Genomic DNA, 17,666 nt, shown 5'->3' with positions numbered 1-17,666 from the left:
TTTGACATTTTGTGAAGTAGTAATCTTTCAACATCATCATGAATAATTCACACAGATGCTAACAACTTCAAAAAATGCGATCTGAATGTTACGTACTTCAACACTAACCTTCGACCCCTTTGATTCTGCCCAAGATGGCCTGTTACCCCTTCCGAATTCACTCAAACCGAATCAGAAGGGGAGTTAGCGAGTAGTTTATGTTTGCCAAATCATGTTAGCAGCGTGATCGACCCGTTACTTTCGAAAACACCTAGTTGCTATCTGAACCTGTTGAAAATCCGCTTTCCGATGAATCACTTTCGGAATCAACGTCTGAAACTGCCTCGGCCGTTTGGATTTCTACCTTCCGGTCCATACTGGAATTCGCAAGATACTGATTAATCCGCCGCATTGACTCGTTACTCAGCGGATTATTCAATAAACCAACGTATAGGTCTTGCGTATCCGGAATATCGAACAGATCGTCTCCTATGTGCGAAATATTATTACCCTGTAACGCCATGACACGAAGGTCTCCAAGCCTGTCTATACCGGAGGGCAGGCTGTAAAGATTTGCATTATATAGCATCAACTCGGTTAAACCTGTCATGAAACCTACATGCGGAGCAACTGTGAGAGGGTTGTTGGCAAGATTCAACAAAGTGAGCGTCTCGATCCTGGACAAACCTTCAGCCGTGGCTTCAGATAATTCAAGCGAGCAATCGTTCAGCACAAGCTGACGCAGCTGGCGCATCTGGAATATCCCTGACGGAAAGTCCTCCATTTTTATGCCAGTGACCACCAAATATTGCACATTGGGAAAACTGTCAAAAAAAGCGCCGATGCGTGCGCCTGGCTTTTCCACAGTCAGTATCAACTCTGTTACGTAGTCGAACCTGGCGGATAGCTTTGGTAACTCTGCGGAAAAATCGACATGATGGGAAAAATGATAGTCACCGAACCCCCACCTCGAAACCGACTTGCGCTGCCAGATATCCTGCAGCTTTGCGCTGAACCGCTCGCGAGCGAGCCGTTGCTCTGCGGTTTGCGGTGCGCCCTGCGATGAATCCGTGCGGGTCGACAATCCTTGCGCACTCCAGATCGCCAACTCATTGCGCAGTGTTGCCAACTCTCTCTCCAGGCGAGCCAAGACCCTGGCTGGGTCCGACTTCAGACGCTCGGAAATGAACACGGCCAGTTCTTGTTCGGCAAGCTGCGGATAAAGATCACGGACACGCTCTTCAACGGATTTTGTCGACGTCGGGTTGACATCGCCGCCCCCTCGCAGCCCCGCTTGCACGTATTGGGCGCTGGCCGGAACAGCCGTTACCTGCACCGGTGCCAGTCCCAACAATTCGCTCACGCGTTGGCGCGACGGCAATGGCTGTGCACGTACCAGCTGCCGCAGAGCCGCACCACCGCCCTGCGCTACGCCGAGCAACTGGCGCTGCCCGGGCAGTAAAAGGAGCCAGACGGCGGCATACAGATCCGTCCGACCTTGGGGTGACGGGACGCCGCTGAGCTGGATAACGTAGCCTTCATGCTGACGAATAAACGTGTGACGCACTGGCGACCGAGCATCGCCAATAGCACTCAATAACTCACCCTCTGACGCTTGCCGACGAATCTCGATACGAATCTGTCGCGGCCAAAGATCAAGCTGCCCGATCATCTGCAATGCCAGCAGATCACTGTCCAGACTGGCTACCGAATCCAGATAGATTCCTGCGCACGCCCTGGCGAGACGCACCTCGCGCAGCGCCACCAGCGTCTTTTCTGCCATGTGCCTCGGCATTCCCGGCCGCAGGCGCAAATGCATATGGTCGGCGGCACTGGCCTCTCGCCACAACGCCTGAGCGATGGTCTTGGGCAGGTCGGGAAAAATCCGTCGCATCAGCAATGTGTTGGCATCGCAATCAAGTTCGAACGCCCGCTCACTCTGCTCAAAGAGCAAGGCGCTGGATTGTTCGGTAACGCGCTCGCTCAGATCTTCTGCCCGTGGCGGCAACAAAGCCTGCAGTTGTGAATCGGCCTGCGCCCGCACGGTGGGATCGGAATGTTGCACCTGGGTGATGAACAGCTGGATCTTTTGATCGAGGGCAAAACGCCTCGCTGTGTCCTGCAGCAATGCCAGCGAGGTGGGATGAATCTCGGACCTGTGCACCATCATCGTGTCTATGCCGCTCACAGCAAGCATGCGTTTGATCATCAATGGAGAAAAATCTTCTATTGAATATTCCTCGCCGGTAAGCAGCTCTGCCGTGCGTTTTTGTTCGGAATAGACAGTTGCAAGCGGGTTGGTCGACTCAGGTTCGTCCAGCGGGTGCCACAACCGGCCCTCGCTGTCCGGCCTCAACAGCGGACCGGAAGGATGCAGTTCTCTGGCATGCGTGGCGCGAAGCAGACCGCTCTCAGCGTCTCGGACCACTTGCACGATGTGGTTATCAGCCACGGCAACATACTGGCGATGCTTCAAGGTTTTGATACCCAGTGCAACGGACTCATCGAGACCCTCTTGTGAGGGTATCCAGTAGCTCTCCAGGGAATCTTGTGCGGAAAACCTTGGGAATTCGTCAAATGTGGAATACGTCGTGGTCGTGCTCACATTGACGCCAGGCGTTATCGAAAGCGGATCTGATGAAGATGGCGAACGCATCGGTTCCTGATGATGTGCAACAGTCAAATGTGCCACTGTCGAAGACGGGGACAACGGTCGGTGGGAGACATCGATGCTGGAATCGGAGGGTTTGGTTGGGACAGATACAGGTTTGATCTTCGGCGGTTTGCCAGTCATGATCGCTCATCCTTGAGAGGGGGTGCGCTGGCCACACAGAGTGCAGGGCCAACGCGAGTCATCAGAAAAGCACTTTCGTGCATATGCTGATCATCGACATGGCAGCTTATCTGCAGTCGAAATGCCAAACGCATATACATCTACTACATTCACCGACATTGCATCAGTGAACGAACTCAGCCTCGTTGAAGATATAAATTACGCTCGTGAAAATTCACGCGGATTGCCAATTTATGCTCAGTACCATATTCATCGATCGCGATGAAGTGGAGGACGCCGCCATATTTTTGTGGCCCGGTGCTTTTCGAGTATTCAGATAGAGCCTGGACGATGGTCAACTCCCCGTCGCTTTGAGTATTTACGTGATAATGCTTCGAGTTCCATGTTTGCGCATCACTGGTAAAAGTGTATGCAAACGGATCACCCCTGTCAGGCAAAGAGACGACGACACTGGATGTTTCGGGACGCACGAAAATGCATTCCATGTAATTTGTTTTTATTTCGTTAAGCCGGTTACCACCCGCAAAATCGTAATCCTTGCCCTCTTCTGCCCCCTCTGCAATCCAATCGACCAGCCGGATCTGCTTCCCACCCGGGTACAGTCCCAAATGGTACTTCCAGATACGGTTACCGGGCGACTCATTACCAATCCTGGTCTGGTACAACCGAAATACTCCGTCTACACCATATGTCGAAGGCGTTTCCGCTTCTACAGTCACGCTGCTGTAATGAACACTGGCAGGCGTGGCTCCGTTACTGAGGATCGTCTCGCCATTCACGGACAGGCGCGCACCGATCTCAGTCGTTCCGGCGCTCGATGAGGAAACCCAGAACGTACGAACCTGTGGATGAACGCTGTCATTCTCAAGATCATCGTCGTGCCTGTCTTCGGCGTCAGGTGCAGGACGTGCCTCACGCGTAAACCGCCCTTGGACTGCGCTCGCGACCCAGCCATCGCGCAAGGTCTTGCCGGTCGCGTAATGAATAAGCTGGATGCTTTCCATTACATCTGCGGGTACATGCATTGCGTTGCCGTCGGCGTCCACTCCGGCAACGAGTACTTGAACTTTGACCTGCATCCGGCCATTAGCGACAAGTGCCCTGCTTTGAGTATTATTACCAGCATCAAACTTGACTTTTAAACTGGACAGCCCCGCCAGAGTGGGCGGATTGTCATTTTGATTATCTGTAACATCCATGCTTTCACTCAAAATGCAGCTCCTTTGTAAGAATATAGTTTGGTACTGACATCGAAAATATGTCAGCGAAAAAACTACATACCCATCAAGCAAAGATCAAAGTGAAAAGTGTAAGAAATATGCGCGCGCCAGTCACAAACAACATATTTGCCATTAATCAACTTCAATGACAAGGACGCACGATCAATCATTGTTCGTCGTTATAAACGAACTTCGGCATTTCCCAATGAAAACGAATGGCTAGCAGACGCAACAAGAATCCGCCAAACAAAGTGATCAGAATGGCTTGTTCACCCGGCACATTGAGATAAAGACACAACATGTAGCACCACGCCGCAGCAAAGGAGACGCTGGCGTAAAGTTCGCGGCGAAAGATCAAGGGAATATCGTTGCAGAAGATATCGCGAAGAATACCGCCAAAAACGCCGGTGATGACTCCGCTGACGGAAGCCACCAACATGCCGTGGCCCATTTCCAGCGCGGTCATGCAACCGATCAAGGTAAATGCCACCAGTCCAACTGCATCGAGCACCAGAAACAGCGAGCGCAGGTGGCGCATCCAGCGCGCAGCGAATACGGTGAACATCGCCGCCACCGAGGTCAGCACCAGATATTCCGGATGTTTGACCCAGGTCAGCGGGTAATGCCCGAGCAACACGTCGCGCACCGAACCGCCACCGAGCGCGGTGATGCAGGCGATCAGCACCACGCCGAACCAGTCCATGCCTCGTCGTCCGGCGGACAGCGCGCCAGTCATGGCTTCGGCGGTAATGGCGATCAGATAGAGCATCAGCAACATGATGGCAGTCCAGGCAGGAAGGCGCGCAGTCTAGCCATTTCAGCGCCGCACCAGAAGAGGGCGCGCCTTTCGCGAGCAGGCTCGCGAAGGCGGAAAGCCGCTCCCTCAGAACTTGATGAAGTGCTTGCGGTAATGCTGCAACTCGGCGATCGATTCGCGAATGTCGTCCAGCGCCAGGTGCGTGCTGCCCTTCTTGAAGCTGTCGCGCACATCCGGAGCCCAGCGCGCGGCCAGCTCCTTGAGCGTGGAGACGTCGAGGTTGCGGTAGTGGAAGTAGCTTTCCAGCGCCTTCATGTGGGTATAAAGGAAGCGACGGTCCTGGCAGATGCTGTTGCCGCAGATCGGCGATTTGCCCTTCGGCACCCACTTTTCCAGGAAGGCAATGGTCTCAGCTTCTGCCTCAGCCATGCTGATGCGGCTTTCACGTACACGCTGGGTCAGGCCGGAATTGCCGTGAGTGCGGGTGTTCCATTCGTCCATGCGCGCGAGCACTTCGTCGCTGTGATGGATGGCGATCACCGGGCCTTCGGCCAATGTATTCAGCTCACTGTCGGTGACGATGGTGGCCATTTCGATGATGACATCGTTGTCCGGGTCCAGACCGGTCATTTCCAGGTCGATCCAGATCAGGTTCTGCGGGTTTTGCATATTCGGGCTCCTAGGCAATGCTGCGCAGTTTAGCCTAGGCCGGTGGCCGGGCGTGCTAAACTCGCGGCCGTTTTACCTAATCGCTGCATTCTTCAGACGGAACACCCATGGCCAAACGCCAACTCAATCGTCGTCAAAACTGGCGCATCGAAAAGATTCAGGGCGAGCGCGCCGCACGCGCCGCCAAACGCGAGTCCTCGGCGGTCGAGGCCCTCGAGGGCGGCGACCTTGGCCCTGAGCAGCACGGCCTGGTGATCGCCCACTTCGGCGTGCAGGTCGAAGTCGAAGCCGTTGACGGCGAACTCGCCGGCCAAGTGTTCCGCTGCCACTTGCGCGCCAACCTGCCAGCGCTGGTCACCGGCGACAAAGTCGTCTGGCGCGCCGGCAACCAAGGCATTGGCGTGATCGTCGCGCAACTGCCGCGCAGCACCGAGCTGTGCCGCCCCGACAGCCGTGGCCAGCTCAAACCGGTTGCTGCCAACGTCGACATGATCGTCATCGTGTTCGCGCCGCTGCCCGAGCCCCACGCCAACCTGATCGACCGCTATCTGGTCGCCGCCGAACATGCCGGCATCCGCCCGCTTTTGCTGCTGAACAAATTCGACCTGATCGACGAGCAGAACGCCCCGGCGCTGAACGCGTTGCTGGCGGTGTATCGCACGCTGGGTTATCCGGTGCTGGAAGTCTCGGCGCACCACGGCGATGGCATGGAGCAGCTGCAAAAGCAGCTCGACGGGCGCATCAGCGTGTTCGTCGGCCAGTCCGGCGTCGGCAAGTCGTCGCTGGTCAACAGCCTGCTGCCTGAGGTCGAAACCCGCGTCGGACCGTTGTCCGAGCTATCCGGTCAGGGCACGCACACCACCACCACTGCGCGGCTGTTCCACTTCCCCGGTGGCGGTGAACTGATCGACTCCCCAGGCATTCGCGAATTCGGTCTGGGCCACGTCAGCCGCGCCGACGTCGAAGCCGGTTTCATCGAGTTCGACGACCTGCTTGGCACTTGCCGCTTCCGCGACTGCAAGCACGATCGCGAACCGGGTTGTGCACTGCTCAAGGCCCTGGAAGATGGCCGCATCCAGCAGCAACGGATGAACAGCTATCGCTCGATCATCGCCAGCCTGCCTGAAAACGGCTATTAAACAGCCACGCCGGCAGCCCTACGCGATGGGCTGCCGGTTGTCGGACTGCGTCTGACTCACCTCTCCTCCTCTTAAACGTCAGCTTCTTCTGTAGGCACTTGCACGACTGCTTGCAGGACCTTTCTGTTTTGCCGCGCAGACCTTGTAGGCCTGAGCCAGCGGCCTACATTTCTTTCCTCCTTCGCTCACAGCGACCATCGAGGAAAGCCATGCCAACCTGTCTTTTGTTCATCATCCATTCGTCTCGCGACGCCCGCCCGTGCAATACCCACAGAATCCCCGGCGCGATCCGCCTGCACAAGGCGGTGTGACCATGCGCAAGGGATTGTTCATTGGCATCAACGATTACACGCATATCGGCGGGCTCAGCGGTTGCTGCAACGACGCCATGGCCATGGCTTCGGTATTGAAAAGCAACGCCAACGGCGACCCCAACTTCAAAAATGTCGTACTGACGTCTGCCGAGGATTACCTGAGCCGGGAAAAACTCGAAGACCAGATCCGCGAGTTGTTTTCCGGTGACTGCAACGTCGCCCTGCTGTATTTCGCCGGTCATGGCGGTTTCGATGCCGACACAGACGAAGGCATGTTGATCCCGCAGGACTACCGCAACGCCCAGAACGGCATTCGCATCAGCGACGTTATCAACTGGGCGGACAAAGCCACGCGGATCAAAAACAAAATGATCATCCTCGACTGCTGCGAAAGCGGTTCAGCCGGAGAAGTGCGCGCCCTGCGCAGCGAGAGCAGCATGGTCAGCGAGGGTATGACGATCCTCACCGCCTGCAAAAAAGCCGAGCCGGCGCTGGAGGGCGCGCAGCACGGCGTATTCACCGGCCTGCTCCTGCAAGCGCTGCATGGCGGCGCGGCGAATATCCTCGGCAAAATCACCCCCGGCAGTCTGTATTCCTTCGTCGACAACGCCCTCGGTGCCTGGGAACAGCGTCCGGTGTTCAAGACCAATGTGTCGCAGTTCATTTCCCTGCGCGAAGTCTCGCCGCTGATTCCCAAGGAGATCCTGCGCAAATTGCCCGACTGGTTTGCCGAAGCCGAATCGGTCTTGCCGCTCGACCCCAGCTACGAACCCACCGAGAAGGCGTTCGTGCCTGAGCACGGCGAGATCTTCGCCCAGTTGCAGAAGTGCAACCGCCACAGCCTGATCGAACCGGTCGACGCCGAGCACATGTACTACGCCGCCATTCACTCGACCGGCTGCCGCCTGACGGCACTCGGCGCCTATTACCGCGAACTCGCCCTCAAAGGACATTTCTGATGCCAGTCTTTATCAGCTATCGCCACATGGATCGCGCCCATGCGATCGCCATCAACACCCGCCTGACCCAGGCGAAGATCAGGACTTACCTCGACGTGCTGGATCCGGAATCGCAGACCACCGATGACATTACCGGGGTCATTACCCGCAACATCACCGAGTGCACGCATCTGCTGGCGGTGGTATCGGAGAAGACTGCGCTGTCGTGGTGGGTGCCGTTCGAAATTGGCGAGGCGACGATCAGCAATCGGCGGATCTGTACGTTCAAGACCGGACCTGCGCAACTGCCGATCTATCTGGACAAATGGCCGAAGCTGAGCACGGCCAGCGATCTGGATTTCTTTATCGATGCGTATCGTGATGAGGTGTCGAACAAGCGGTCGATGGCGCTGGATTCGATCAGCGAATCGGTCAAGGGGGCTTACAAGCGCGATGCGGAGATGTTTCATGAACAGTTGAAGAACCGGATTCGTCGCGGGTTTTAGAATTTTGTCACTTTCGAAAAGCCCCTCACCCTAACCCTCTCCCAGAGGGAGAGGGGACTGACCGAGGTGTCCTGCGCTGTTCGTCGACCTGAAAGATCGCAGCGATTATGGATTCGGTAAGACAATTTCACCTCGATACATTTATCAGCCATCACCAAATCGGCTCCCTCTCCCCGGGGAGAGGGCTGGGGTGAGGGGATTGTTGACAACGCAATAAACGTCGCGCCGCGAACAAAAAACCGACATTACTGTCGGTTTTTATCGATCACTGCTTCGGCGCTGGCGCCGCCCCACCCGGCTCGGCCGGTTTCGGCGCCGCATCGTCAAACAGATTCAACCGCTCGCGCAACTCGTGAGCCGGCACTGGCTGTTTGTCCGCCGGCAGCGCATTCGGATCAACCGGGGCTGCCGGAGCAGCACCGCTCTGACCTTGATCCGCCGGTTTCGCCGCCTCAGGCCCCTGCGCACCTTCGATGGCGGCCTGGGCTTTTTTGGTCAGCACGACAATATCGATGCGGCGGTTGACCGGGTTGAACGGATTTTCCCGATCAAACAACGCCGACGAGGCATAACCGACCACCCGCGCCACCTGTGCATCCGGATAGCTGCCCGCGACCAATGCGCGACGCGCGGCGTTGGCGCGGTTGGCCGAGAGTTCCCAGTTGCCGTAATCGCCAGTGCCAATGTACGGCTTGGCGTCTGTGTGGCCGCTGATGCTGATCTTGTTCGGCACCGCTTTGATGGTGTCGGCCATGGCCAGCAGGATGTCTTCGAAGTACGGCTTCAGGCGTGCGGATCCGGAGTCGAACATCGGCCGGTTCTCGGCGTCCATGATCTGGATGCGCAAGCCGTTCGGGGTGATTTCGAAAAGGATCTGATCCTTGAACTTCTGCAGTTGCGGGTTCTCGTCGACCTTGTTCTGCAGTTCTTGCAGGAGCAGTTCGAGACGCTCCTTCTCGACCTGCTCGGCCATGCCTTCAACCTGATCGGTGTCGACCGTGACCTTGTCCGGTTGCGGCTGCGACTTCACTTCCGGGTTGAGGGTGTTTTCCGGCGCCAGGGTCGGTGTACCGCCGAGGTCGATGATGTACGGCGTGCCGCTTTCGGAGAAGCCGACCGGGTCCTTGAAATAACCGGCGATGGCGATCTTCTGTTCCGGCGTAGCGGTGGACAGCAGCCACAGCACCAGGAAGAACGCCATCATCGCCGTGGCAAAGTCGGCAAAAGCGATTTTCCATGCCCCGCCGTGGTGCCCGGCAGCAATGCGCTTGACGCGCTTGACGATGATCGGCTGATTATTTTCCATGACTTAGCGACCGCGAACCGCTTGTTCCAGCTCGGCGAAGCTTGGACGGTGCGCCGGGTACAGAACCTTGCGCCCGAACTCGACCGCCAGCGACGGCGGCATGCCGGACGCCGAAGCCACCAGCGAAGCCTTGATGGCTTCGTAGACGTTGAGCTCTTCCTTGGCATCGTGGGCCAGGGAATGTGCCAGCGGACCAAAGAAACCGTACGCCGCGAGAATACCGAAGAAGGTACCGACCAGTGCCGCACCCACGTGCAGACCGATCGACGCCTGGTCGCCCTCGCCCAACGAAGCCATGGTCACCACGATACCGAGTACCGCCGCAACGATACCGAAACCGGGCATGCCGTCGGCGATGCCGTTGACTGCGTGCGATGGGTGCTCGAGGTCTTCCTTGAGGCTGTACAGTTCCATGTCGAACAGGCCTTCCAGTTCGTGCGGAGCCATGTTGCCGGAGGACATGATGCGCAGGTAATCGCAGACGAACGCGGTCATGCGTTCATCCTTGAGCACCGCCGGGTACTTGGCGAAGATCGGGCTCGCGGCGGCATCTTCGATGTCGCCTTCGATCGCCATCATGCCTTCGCGGCGGCTCTTGTTGAGGATCTCGTAGATCAGCCCGAGCACTTCCAGATAGAAGGTGTGGGTGAAACGCGAACCGAACATGCTCAGGGATTTCTTGAGGACGTGCATCGTCATGTAACCGGGGTTGGCCTGGAGGAACGCGCCAAGGGCCGCACCACCGATGATCAACACCTCGAAGGGCTGGATCAGGGCGGCAATCTTGCCGTGGGAGAGCACGTATCCGCCGAGCACGCTCGCGAATACGACGATGATGCCGATAATTTTAGCCATAGGTAGAAGGTACTTGTTTAAGTCGGGTTCAAGGTCATATTCGGAAGTTAAAAAATCTCTTCTTCTACTTATCGGCAAAACTGCGCCAGACTATAGCCAGTTCAGGCGAAAAGCCAATTTAGCCCATGCCGGGCGCGTCTACAGTCAGTGAAGATCTCGTCCAGACATGGCTAATGAAACGAACATTCCATCGGTAAAACCCACCACGCTCCAGGCTTGGGTCAAGCTGCTCGACAGCGTCCGCCTGCCCGTACCACAAGAGGCTCACGACAAAGTCTGCCGGGCGATCCGCGACAATCGCAGCTCGCTGCGCGACATCGCCGAGTTGATGCAGGACAGCCCGGCGCTGGCCTTGAGCATCATCCGTGAGGCGAATCGTCACACCCACGGCACCATGGCCGCGCCGGCGGAAAATCTCGAGGTGGCAATCAATCGCCTGGGCCTTGCGCGCACCGAAGAATTGCTCGCGCACCTGCCCGCCGAACCGCACCGGCAGATCCCCAAGGCTTTGCGCCAATTGCAGTTGATCAGCCAACACGCAACACAGCAGGCCAACGGCTTTTTTGCCAGTCGCCTGGCGCGGCTGTGGCAGGACATCCACTGGGGCAGTCTGCTGTTTTTGTCGCCGCTGTGGCCATTGGCACTGACCTATCCGCAGTTGCTCGAAGAGTGGGAACTGCGGGTGATCCACAAGGGCGAGTCGGCGCGTGTGGTCGAAAAGCAATTGTTCGGCGTGCGCCTGTTGAAGATTGCCGAGGCACTGGTCCAGGCCTGGCATCTGCCGATCTGGGTCGAGCAAGGCTACAAATTGCTGCTCAGCGAACAACGCGAACTGGTCAAAGTGCTGCGCATCGCCCGCGACAGCGAGCACCCGCTGCGCCAGCAGAATCGCCTCGACGAAGACCCGACGCTACGCCGCTGGCTCAATCAACCCGCCAATACCGTGCTGCTGGCCAACGGCCTGGCGCTGTCGGCGCAACAGGCCTGGGACAGTCCGCACAGCAAGCGCTGGCAGTACCTGACCAGCCTGTATCTGCAGATTTCCATGGACGAAGTGCAGCAACAGCTGCACCAGCAAGCGGCGAACAGCGCGCGTCAGCATGCGATGCCTGATTTGTGGCACCCGGCGGTTTCGCTGATCTGGCCGTGGGGCACTCGTCGCTTGCCGGCCGGCATGCTCCCGGCAGCAGCGCCGAACGCGGATGATCTGGGCCAGTGGCGTCGGCAATGCGCCGAACTGCTCGCCGAGCCCAGCCGCTTCACCAATGCCATGAGCCTGACCGTCGCCGCCCGCGATGCACTGGTGGCCAGCGGCATGCGCCGGGTGATGATTCTGATGGCCGACCGCACGCACTCGACCCTGCGCGTGCACCAGACCGCCGGTTTGCCGAAGGATGCGGCGGCGCTGAGTTTTGTCGTCAGCCAGAGCAAAGTCCTGCAACGCCTGCTCGCTCAGCAGGCGCAGGTGCGGATCACGCCGGAGAACAACGGGCAATTCTCTGCCTTATTGCCAGCGAGCCTGCGCACGCTGTTTCGCGGCGAGCACTTATTCTTGCGCTCACTGGTGAATAACGGCCGGGTGATCATGATCGTCGTTGCCGATCAGGGTGGCGGGCCGTTCGCCGACATCACCGTACAAGCCTTCGGCAAAACCGCGCAGTGCATCGAAAAAGCCCTGCACAGCTTTAGCAGCCGCGGCCAATGAGCCTGCGCTACAATCCTCCCCTTTGTGCTCTGGAGACCTCACATGTCTGACTTCTCTGGCTTGCCGCTTGTCATCGAGCCGAGCGACCTGCTGCCGCGTCTGGAGTCCCCGGAACTGATTCTGGTGGACCTGACCAGCCCTGCGCGGTATGCCGAAGGTCACTTGCCCGGCGCACGTTTTGTCGACCCGAAACGCACCCAGCTCGGCCAGCCACCGGCGCCCGGGCTGATGCCGGCGAAGGCCGATCTGGAAGCGTTGTTTGGTGAGCTCGGCCATCGTAAAGACGCGGTATACGTGGTGTATGACGATGAGGGCGGCGGCTGGGCCGGGCGTTTCATCTGGCTGCTCGATGTCATTGGCCACGACAAGTACCACTATATAGACGGTGGTCTGCCGGCCTGGCTGGCGGACGGTATGCCGATGTCAATTCAGGTGCCGGCCGCCGTCGGTGGCCCGGTCTCGCTGACCCTGCACGATGAACCGACCGCCACCCGCGAATACCTGCAAAGCCGTCTCGGCGCCGCCGATCTGGCGATCTGGGATGCGCGTGGGCCGCTGGAGTATTCCGGCGAGAAAGTCCTCGCTGCCAAGGGTGGACACATCCCCGGCGCGGTCAATTTCGAATGGACCGCCGGCATGGACCAGACGCGTCAGCTGCGTATCCGCAGCGACATGCCGCAGATCCTCGAAAACCTCGGGATTACCAAGGACAAGGAAATCATTACCCACTGCCAGACCCATCACCGGTCGGGCTTCACTTATCTGGTGGCCAAAGCCCTCGGTTATCCGCGGGTCAAGGGCTACGCCGGTTCCTGGGGCGAATGGGGCAACCACCCTGACACGCCAGTCGAGATTTAAGGTTTTTAAGGACAACTAATGAAAGAGCGTCTGTTTATCCTCAGCCAGTACCTGCTGCCGCATCACCTGCTGTCGCGCCTGGCCGGCTGCATCGCCGAATGCCGTGTGCGCTGGTTCAAGAATGCCTTCACCCAATGGTTCGCCAAGCGTTATCAAGTGGACATGTCGCAAGCACTGGTCGAAGACCTGACCGCTTACGAGCACTTCAACGCATTCTTCACGCGTGCGTTGAAAGACGGCGCGCGTCCACTGGACGAAACTCCGGGTGCGATCCTCAGCCCGGCCGACGGTGCGGTGAGTCAGCTCGGTCCGATCGAGCACGGTCGCGTGTTCCAGGCCAAGGGCCACAGTTTCAGCGTGCTCGAATTGCTCGGCGGTGATGCGGCCAACGCAGCGCCGTTCATGGGCGGCGATTTCGCCACGATCTACCTGTCGCCGAAGGACTACCACCGCGTGCACATGCCGCTGGCCGGCACCCTGCGCGAAATGGTCTACATCCCGGGCCGCATTTTTTCGGTGAACCAGACCACTGCCGAAAACGTCCCGGAGCTGTTCGCCCGCAACGAGCGCGTGGCGTGCATTTTCGACACCGAACGCGGGCCGATGGCCGTGGTGCTGGTTGGCGCGATGATTGTCGCTTCGATTGAAACCGTGTGGGCCGGTCTGGTCACCCCACAGAAGCGCGAGCTGAAAACCTTCCGCTACGACGAAGCCGCACGCGCACCGATTCATCTGGAAAAAGGCGCGGAACTGGGGCGCTTCAAGCTCGGTTCAACGGCGATCGTGCTGTTTGGCCCGGATCAGGTGAAGTGGGCCGAAGAGCTGGTGGCCGGCTCGCCAGTGCAGATGGGCCAAGGTCTGGCGCTGCCAAAAGCGTGACCCTGTTCGCGGAAGCAGCCGAGGCTGCTTCCGCAAACCGCGGCATTTGCTGCTATGGTTTTGCTCATGAGCCAGACCAACTTTTCTCCCAAGCTGCGTGCTCCGACTCCCACGCAAACGCGCCTGTCGTTCTGCGACGCCAGCCCGCGTGATCTCAAGCGCTGGATCGCCGGCCTGCCCAAGGCCAACATCGGCGAAACCGCCCGCCTGCTCTATCAAGGCCTCGGCGAACTGAACCTGTTGCTCACTCCCAGCGACAATCGCCTGCAACTCTTGGAACTGCTGCGGCCCGAGGTGTATTTCGTCTGCCAGCATCTGGAACGGCACTTTCTGCATCAGGCGATCATGCTCGACGAGCGCTCGCGCAAGGTCAGCAACCTGTGTCAGGCGCTACAAGGTCAGCTGGCCATCGGCTATAAACAGATCGTTCTGCGCATCCTGCCCAAATACAGCAAGGACCGCGCGACGTTGGTCAGCACCGCCTTGCAACGCGCGGCGCATGCCCTCAAGGCGCAACTGGTGCGCGCCACGCAGTTGTACAGTTCACCGCCGGAACATGTGTGGTTCGAATTGCACCAGCTGTATCGCAGCGCGGCGCAATTGCAGCTGCAACAACGGCGGCTGCGCGATGATCTGGCCTTTTTGACCAGCGAACTGAGCGTCGAACAGACCTACATCGCCGCGCTGCTATTGGGCAGTGCCCGTTGCAATCAATTGCGCCAGAGCCAGATTGCCCGGCTGGCCGAGGTGATCGAGCCGTGGAGCGCCCTGCTCAAGCTGCATCCCGGCAGCGCCGACGACGGCTTGTTTGCGGTCAGTCCGGAACTCGATGTCGGCCCGCGCTACCGCAAGATGTTTCGCAGCGAACAACAGAACGGGCTGCTGGGCTTCGATCCGCAACCGCTGGTCAAACAGCTCGAAACGCACCTGCTGCACCAGTCCACCTCGACCCCACTGCCCGTTTCCGCCGGCCTCAGCGTCGACACCCTGCAACATCTGCACGCTACTTGGGGCCAAGCGGCGGAACGCAGCTTTCAACGCATCGCCGGCCAGGGCACGCTGACCGTGTGCGTTGGCATGAGCGCCCTGCACTTCTACCTCGGCGGCGAGCGCACCTTCAGCGAGTTGCTCAAACATCCCGGTGCCCGCGCGGCAAACTTCAGCAGCGTGGTGGCCAACGGCGAAAAGGACAGCTGGAGTCAGGCGTTCGACGCTGCCCCGCAAAGTAACGATGAGCTGTTGCCGTACGAGGAAATCCAGTACGACCAGTTGAGCGAAGAAGAAGGCCCGGGCAACGCGCCGAATTATCCGACTTACGCCTTGCCGGTGATCAACCATAGTCCTGGCGGTTATTGCCTGGCCTGGCCCAGCGAAGTACCGGCGGAGTTGCAGGCCGGGGAAATGCTCGGCATTCAGGACAGCGAGGGCAAAGGCTGGAGCATTGCGGTGATTCGCTGGATCCGCCAGGTGCGCGGCAGCGGCACGCAGATGGGCATTGAACTGGTAGCGCCACACGCGCAGCCGTGCGGCTTGCAACTGGTGCGAACGAAAGATGATCACAGCCAGTATTTGCGCGGTTTGCTGTTGCCGGAAATCAGTGCGATCGATGTGCCGGCCACCGTGCTTGCGCCGCGCCTGCCGTTTCAGGAAGGCAACAAGGTGTTGATCAACACCCAGGGCGAAGAACACCGCGCCGGGCTGGATCGGCGGGTGGCGAGTACGCACAGCTTCAACCAGTTCGCCTATCGCTCGCTGGATCCTGCGCAGAATGGCGGAGGTGAGGAGGATTTTGATTCGTTATGGAATTCGCTCTAGATCGAGGCGCGGCCTTCGCGAGCAGGCTCGCTCCCACATTCAAATGCATTTCAAATGTGGGAGCGAGCTTGCTCGCGAAGAGGCCAGATCAGCTTATGGAGATCTCAGAGCTGCCCGTCGCGATCGCGGAAACCCAGCAGATACAACACACCATCCAGCCCAAGCGTTGAGATCGCCTGCTTCGCCGACTGCTTGACCAGTGGTTTGGCGCGGAACGCCACGCCCAGCCCGGCAATCGCCAGCATCGGCAAGTCGTTGGCGCCGTCGCCGACCGCAATGGTCTGCTCCAGACGCAGACCTTCCTTTTGCGCCAATTCCTTGAGCAAGTCAGCCTTGCGCTGCGCATCGACAATCGGCTCGATCGCCACGCCGGTGCACTTGCCGTCGACCACTTCCAGCTCGTTGGCAAACACGTAATCGATGCCAAGCTTGGCTTGCAACTGCTTGGCGAAATAAGTGAAGCCGCCGGACAGGATGGCGGTTTTGTAGCCGAGGCGCTTGAGTTCGGCGAACAGGGTTTCGGCGCCTTCGGTCAGGCGCAGCGAGGCGCCGATCGAGTCGAGCACGCTGACGTCGAGGCCCTTGAGCAGCGCCAGACGCTCCTTGAAGCTGGCGCGGAAATCCAGTTCGCCGGCCATGGCGCGCTCGGTGATTTCCGAGACCCGGTCACCCACGCCGGCCGCCTTGGCCAGCTCATCGATGACTTCCGCTTCGATCAGCGTCGAGTCCATGTCGAACACGGCCAGACGTCGGTTGCGACGGAACAGCGAGTCTTCCTGAAAGGCGATATCGACGTTCAATTCCTGGGCAACGCTGAGGAATTCGGCGCGCAAGGCCTGCGGATCGGCCGCTTCACCGCGCACGGAAAACTCGATGCAACCCTTGCCCTTGTCGGCCGGTGTGTCCAGCGGCATGCGCCCCGACAGACGGTCGATATGGTCGATGTTCAGGCCATATTTGGCGGTGATCGCGCTGACCGCCTGCAACTGGCCGGCAGTGACCTTGCGCGTCAGCAGGGTAACGATATGGCGCTTCTTGCCCTGATTGCCCACCCACTGCTGGTAATCCTCTTCGGATACCGGGGTGAAGCGCACTTGCTGATCCAGTTCGTAGCCCTTGAACAGGATGTCCTTGAGCACCGATTTGCCTTGCTCGGAATCGGGAATTTCAACCAGGATGCCGAACGACAGGGTGTCGTGGATCACCGCCTGACCGATGTCGAGAATGTTCACACCACCTTGTGCCAGAACACCGGTGATGGCCGCCGTCAGACCCGGACGGTCGACTCCCGTGATGTTAATCAGGACGATTTCGCGCAACGCGCACCCCCGCAACTGGAAAAAAACCGCATTCTACCCACTTTCAGTGACCATCGGGCACCGCGAGCGCTTTGCCGGTCTGGGGCCTGTCGCTATACTGCGCGTCAACTTCACGGACAAAGAGCCGAGCTCAAGTGAACCGGCCCACGCCAGTCAAAACCGATAACTTCTTCCTGCTGATCTTCCGTGCACTGCGCCATCGCCGTGTACCGATTGCATTGCGCATTGCCAGCCACAACGTGATCCTGGTCGCTCTGGCCCTGGTGATCTATGCCGGGGTGATGGGTCTGCAATTCAAGCAGGCCATGCACGAGCAGGCCGATGCGCTGGGCGAAAGCCTGACGACGCAGACCGCCACCTCCGCCACCGAGCTGCTGGTGTCCAACGACATCCTCAGCCTCAACGTGCTGCTCAACAACCTGACCAAGAACAAACTGGTCGCCCACGCGGCGATCTACAGCGTGGACAACCGCATCCTCGCCGAGTCCGGTCAGCGTCCCAAGCACAGCCTGCTGGGCGAAGCCGAGGGCATGTACGAGAGCAAGATCACTTTCCAGGACGTGACGGCCGGGCAACTGCGCATCAGCCTGGACATGGATCAGTTCCAGCAGCC

At 58.8% G+C, this 17,666-nt stretch carries 15 protein-coding genes; 8 read left to right on the top strand and 7 right to left on the bottom strand.

What is annotated here, in order from left to right:
- Nucleotides 1–250: 250 nt before the first annotated feature.
- The 4 genes from D8U71_RS17655 to orn all read right to left on the bottom strand — a co-directional run bounded on the left by D8U71_RS17655 (nucleotide 251) and on the right by orn (nucleotide 5,419).
- The gene (locus D8U71_RS17655; RefSeq protein ID WP_130888313.1) at nucleotides 251–2,773 is read right to left on the bottom strand and encodes a hypothetical protein; all 2,523 of its coding nucleotides are present in this window, start codon (nucleotides 2,771–2,773) and stop codon (nucleotides 251–253) included.
- A 176-nt stretch (nucleotides 2,774–2,949) separates the two neighbouring features.
- Nucleotides 2,950–3,984: a hypothetical protein gene (locus D8U71_RS17650; RefSeq protein ID WP_125917498.1), complete on the bottom strand. Its 1,035-nt coding sequence runs from the start codon at nucleotides 3,982–3,984 to the stop codon at nucleotides 2,950–2,952.
- 175 nt (nucleotides 3,985–4,159) lie between these two features.
- Complete coding sequence (locus D8U71_RS17645) at nucleotides 4,160–4,774, bottom strand: trimeric intracellular cation channel family protein (RefSeq protein ID WP_177421648.1); 615 nt, start codon at nucleotides 4,772–4,774, stop codon at nucleotides 4,160–4,162.
- Nucleotides 4,775–4,876: 102 nt separating this feature from the next.
- Entirely contained in the window at nucleotides 4,877–5,419 is a 543-nt protein-coding gene (gene orn, locus D8U71_RS17640; RefSeq protein WP_110644898.1) for an oligoribonuclease, read from the bottom strand.
- A gap of 107 nt (nucleotides 5,420–5,526) precedes the next feature.
- Here orn and rsgA point away from each other — a divergent pair, with 107 nt between their 5' ends.
- The 3 genes from rsgA (at nucleotide 5,527) to D8U71_RS17625 (ending at nucleotide 8,316) form a co-directional block, all read left to right on the top strand.
- Nucleotides 5,527–6,558: a small ribosomal subunit biogenesis GTPase RsgA gene (gene rsgA / locus D8U71_RS17635; protein WP_024011360.1), complete on the top strand. Its 1,032-nt coding sequence runs from the start codon at nucleotides 5,527–5,529 to the stop codon at nucleotides 6,556–6,558.
- A 313-nt stretch (nucleotides 6,559–6,871) separates the two neighbouring features.
- The gene (locus tag D8U71_RS17630) at nucleotides 6,872–7,831 is read left to right on the top strand and encodes a caspase family protein (protein WP_130888312.1); all 960 of its coding nucleotides are present in this window, start codon (nucleotides 6,872–6,874) and stop codon (nucleotides 7,829–7,831) included.
- Nucleotides 7,831–8,316, top strand: a complete 486-nt coding sequence (locus tag D8U71_RS17625; RefSeq protein WP_130888311.1) for a toll/interleukin-1 receptor domain-containing protein — start codon at nucleotides 7,831–7,833, stop codon at nucleotides 8,314–8,316. Before D8U71_RS17630 ends, D8U71_RS17625 begins: the two co-directional genes overlap by 1 nt.
- 265 nt (nucleotides 8,317–8,581) lie before the next feature.
- Here D8U71_RS17625 and motB read toward each other — a convergent pair whose 3' ends face one another.
- Entirely contained in the window at nucleotides 8,582–9,622 is a 1,041-nt protein-coding gene (gene motB / locus D8U71_RS17620) for a flagellar motor protein MotB (RefSeq protein WP_130888310.1), read from the bottom strand.
- Nucleotides 9,623–9,625: 3 nt separating this feature from the next.
- Complete coding sequence (gene motA / locus D8U71_RS17615) at nucleotides 9,626–10,477, bottom strand: flagellar motor stator protein MotA (RefSeq protein ID WP_016771962.1); 852 nt, start codon at nucleotides 10,475–10,477, stop codon at nucleotides 9,626–9,628.
- A gap of 166 nt (nucleotides 10,478–10,643) precedes the next feature.
- Between motA and D8U71_RS17610 the strand changes: the two genes are divergently transcribed.
- The 4 genes from D8U71_RS17610 to D8U71_RS17595 all read left to right on the top strand — a co-directional run bounded on the left by D8U71_RS17610 (nucleotide 10,644) and on the right by D8U71_RS17595 (nucleotide 15,734).
- On the top strand, nucleotides 10,644–12,182 hold the full coding sequence (locus D8U71_RS17610; protein ID WP_130888309.1) for an HDOD domain-containing protein: 1,539 nt from the start codon (nucleotides 10,644–10,646) through the stop codon (nucleotides 12,180–12,182).
- Nucleotides 12,183–12,224: 42 nt separating this feature from the next.
- Nucleotides 12,225–13,040 (top strand): thiosulfate sulfurtransferase, encoded by an 816-nt coding sequence (gene rhdA, locus D8U71_RS17605; protein WP_076565369.1) that lies wholly within the window; start codon nucleotides 12,225–12,227, stop codon nucleotides 13,038–13,040.
- An 18-nt stretch (nucleotides 13,041–13,058) separates the two neighbouring features.
- A complete protein-coding gene (gene asd / locus D8U71_RS17600; protein ID WP_130888308.1) occupies nucleotides 13,059–13,919 on the top strand; it encodes an archaetidylserine decarboxylase in 861 nt (286 codons plus the stop codon).
- A gap of 66 nt (nucleotides 13,920–13,985) precedes the next feature.
- On the top strand, nucleotides 13,986–15,734 hold the full coding sequence (locus D8U71_RS17595; RefSeq protein ID WP_130888307.1) for a molecular chaperone: 1,749 nt from the start codon (nucleotides 13,986–13,988) through the stop codon (nucleotides 15,732–15,734).
- Nucleotides 15,735–15,838: 104 nt separating this feature from the next.
- On the opposite strand, the gene serB is transcribed toward D8U71_RS17595, so the two are convergent.
- The gene (serB, locus tag D8U71_RS17585; RefSeq protein WP_125926283.1) at nucleotides 15,839–17,053 is read right to left on the bottom strand and encodes a phosphoserine phosphatase SerB; all 1,215 of its coding nucleotides are present in this window, start codon (nucleotides 17,051–17,053) and stop codon (nucleotides 15,839–15,841) included.
- 134 nt (nucleotides 17,054–17,187) lie between these two features.
- On the opposite strand from serB, the gene D8U71_RS17580 reads away from it, so the two are divergent.
- Nucleotides 17,188–17,666, top strand: a 479-nt coding sequence (locus D8U71_RS17580) for an AhpA/YtjB family protein (RefSeq protein WP_241664238.1), incomplete at its 3' end; no start/stop codon positions are given.

Source organism: Pseudomonas sp. Sample_21 (assembly GCF_004307525.1).
Lineage (GTDB): Bacteria > Pseudomonadota > Gammaproteobacteria > Pseudomonadales > Pseudomonadaceae > Aquipseudomonas > Aquipseudomonas atacamensis.
Note: the sequence above shows the minus strand (reverse complement) of the source record. Positions and strands in the feature narration are given on the sequence as shown.

Excerpts from the sequence above, each read along its gene's own strand:
- D8U71_RS17655 (WP_130888313.1), bottom strand. The coding sequence starts at position 2,773 with ATGACTGGCAAACCGCCGAAGATCAAACCTGTATCTGTCCCAACCAAA.
- D8U71_RS17630 (WP_130888312.1), top strand. The coding sequence starts at position 6,872 with ATGCGCAAGGGATTGTTCATTGGCATCAACGATTACACGCATATCGGC.
- asd (WP_130888308.1), top strand. The coding sequence starts at position 13,059 with ATGAAAGAGCGTCTGTTTATCCTCAGCCAGTACCTGCTGCCGCATCAC.
- motB (WP_130888310.1), bottom strand. The coding sequence starts at position 9,622 with ATGGAAAATAATCAGCCGATCATCGTCAAGCGCGTCAAGCGCATTGCT.
- rhdA (WP_076565369.1), top strand. The coding sequence starts at position 12,225 with ATGTCTGACTTCTCTGGCTTGCCGCTTGTCATCGAGCCGAGCGACCTG.
- D8U71_RS17610 (WP_130888309.1), top strand. The coding sequence starts at position 10,644 with ATGGCTAATGAAACGAACATTCCATCGGTAAAACCCACCACGCTCCAG.
- D8U71_RS17625 (WP_130888311.1), top strand. The coding sequence starts at position 7,831 with ATGCCAGTCTTTATCAGCTATCGCCACATGGATCGCGCCCATGCGATC.
- D8U71_RS17595 (WP_130888307.1), top strand. The coding sequence starts at position 13,986 with ATGAGCCAGACCAACTTTTCTCCCAAGCTGCGTGCTCCGACTCCCACG.
- rsgA (WP_024011360.1), top strand. The coding sequence starts at position 5,527 with ATGGCCAAACGCCAACTCAATCGTCGTCAAAACTGGCGCATCGAAAAG.
- motA (WP_016771962.1), bottom strand. The coding sequence starts at position 10,477 with ATGGCTAAAATTATCGGCATCATCGTCGTATTCGCGAGCGTGCTCGGC.
- orn (WP_110644898.1), bottom strand. The coding sequence starts at position 5,419 with ATGCAAAACCCGCAGAACCTGATCTGGATCGACCTGGAAATGACCGGT.